Source organism: Streptococcus danieliae (genome assembly GCF_025447695.1).
Classification (GTDB): Bacteria; Bacillota; Bacilli; order Lactobacillales; family Streptococcaceae; genus Streptococcus; species Streptococcus danieliae.
Map to the genome: position 1 here is coordinate 1 of NZ_JAOBSU010000164.1, position 2,168 is coordinate 2,168.

Consider the following 2,168-nt stretch of genomic DNA (forward strand, 5'->3'; position numbering starts at 1 on the left):
TGAAAATCTAAATGTTGATTTATCAAGGTTTGAGTGATTAAATTTGAAGAAAAACTGGGGTTTTTAGAGGTCCCCTTATGATGAAGGATTGCGCTTGGCGGCTGATCGTGATTATGAGCGGCAGGTTGTGGCGCGGATTGGTGTCGAGGAGGATGACATGGATTTTGAAGTAAAAGGGAGCCAGGAGCAGCTGCAAGCGGAGCTGATTTCGATTGTGGTCCCTGTTTATAATGCTGCCGACTATCTCCGGCGTTGTTTGGATTCGATTCTCAAGCAGACCTATGATCGTTTTGAGGTGATTCTGGTCAATGATGGTTCAACCGATGGTAGTGGTGGGATCTGTCAGGACTATGCAGCTCGAGATTCCCGGATTCAGGTTATACATCAGGAGAATCAGGGACCATCGGCGGCTCGAAACCGCGGTATCCAACTGGCTCAAGGTGAGTATCTGACCTTTGTCGATGCGGATGATTTTTTGGAAGCGACCTATTTGGAAGTGTTGTATCAGTCATTGGTTGAACATGATGCGGACATTTCCATTTGTAATTTCACTTCTTTCAATGAAGAGCGTCAATCCTTCCTCTTCTCCATTACCCAAGAGATGTTTTTTGAGCAAACCTATTCCGTGCAAGAATGGTTGCAAAAGGAGAGCAGTGGGGCCAACAATTTCCACCTGGTCTTTACCTTTTCACCAATGAAGTTGTTTAAACGTGCGCTTTGGGAAGGGATTGCTTATCCGCTTGGGCGTTTGCGGGAAGATGATGCGACCATCTACAAGCTCTATCTCAAGGCCAAACGGATTCATTTTATCAATCAACCCCTCTATTATTATTCCCAGAGTCCGGCTGGTTTGTCCCGTAATCAGATGCAGACGGATACAGCGAGTATGCTGGCGATTGCTGAAGAGCGCTTGGCCTTGCTAGTTGCTTTGGGCTATGATGTGACCGAGCATGTGGAATCCTATCACAGGCGGTTGGAAAAATGCCAGGCGGATGCCCTATATTCGGGTCAAATCGAACTCTACCAGCAAATCTCGAGCAAATTGGATTTGCTCGCGCACCATCGGAAGGAGGACTAGATGGAAACAGTAACGGTCATTGTTCCGGTCTTTAATGCAGGATCTTACCTGGAGCCCTGTCTGGATAGTATTCTGGGTCAGACTTATAGGCAGTTGGAGATTATCTTGGTTAATGATGGGTCGACTGATGGTTCGGCGCGGATTTGTGAAGACTATCGGGCTAAGGATCCACGGGTGCGCGTGATTCATAAGCGGCTTGGCGGATCTGGTGTTGGAGCGGCCCGTAATACAGCCCTCCCCTTGGTTACAGGGGACTATATCTTGTTCGTTGATAATGATGATTGGCTGGAGGCGACCCATGTGGAAACCCTATACCGGGCCTTGAAGGAGCAGGATGCGGACATATCCATTTGTAATTTCACAGAGTATGTGGACGACCGTGGGGCTTTTCGCTTTCACCTACAAGGCGAGGACTATTTTCAAAAAACCTTGACTCCGGCGGAGTGGTTTGACTACCAATATGATGCCCGTCAGGGATTTAGTCAGGTTTTTACGGTTCCTTGGGCCAAACTCTATAAGGCTAGTCTCTTCCAGGGTATTGTCTATCCTGAAGATGAAAAGGTGGAGGACGACTACACTACCTGGAAACTCTACCTACTGGCCGACAAGCTGGTCTACAGTCATACAGGGAGTTACTTTCATCGGAAGCGGTCGAATTCGGTGACCAAAACTGTTGATGCGGTCCATGTTTTTCCACTTCGAAGTATTCAGGAACGGGTTACCCTCCTTTCCTTGATCGGCTTTGATGTTACAGCTGAGCTCAGAGCCTACCGCTGGCGGCTGCAGCTCCACCGGGAATCCTTGTTGGAGGCTGGCCAGATGCAGGACTATCAGAAATGCCTGACCCTCCTTAAGATTCTCGATAAGTGGAGCTAGGCTTGTCGCTTCGATAGAGGGCTGTGCTACTGAGTTCTCCTCATTTGCGTCCGGATGTTCGGAGGGAAGGAGGAGCGAGTAGAATGAAAGATTGGGGGAGACCCTGGTCTTTTATTTTTATGGTGAAAAAAGATAGATAACCCGAATTATTCATAGATAACTAAAAAAACTTCTAGAAACCCTGATAGATCAATGTTTCTAGAAGTTTTTGATT

General features: G+C 47.5%; 2 protein-coding genes. Both read left to right on the plus strand.

Annotation, left to right across the window (positions count from 1 at the left end):
- The first annotated feature begins 94 nt into the window (after nucleotides 1–94).
- Nucleotides 95–1,078, plus strand: a complete 984-nt coding sequence (locus N4310_RS08245; protein ID WP_262092795.1) for a glycosyltransferase family 2 protein — start codon at nucleotides 95–97, stop codon at nucleotides 1,076–1,078.
- Nucleotides 1,079–1,954 carry a glycosyltransferase family 2 protein gene (locus tag N4310_RS08250; protein WP_262092796.1) on the plus strand — a complete coding sequence of 292 codons (876 nt, stop codon included), beginning with the start codon at nucleotides 1,079–1,081 and terminating at the stop codon, nucleotides 1,952–1,954.
- Nucleotides 1,955–2,168: the final 214 nt, after the last annotated feature.

Bases quoted from the DNA above. Each gene is read 5' to 3' on its own strand.
- N4310_RS08250 (WP_262092796.1), top strand. From the start codon at position 1,079: ATGGAAACAGTAACGGTCATTGTTCCGGTCTTTAATGCAGGATCTTAC.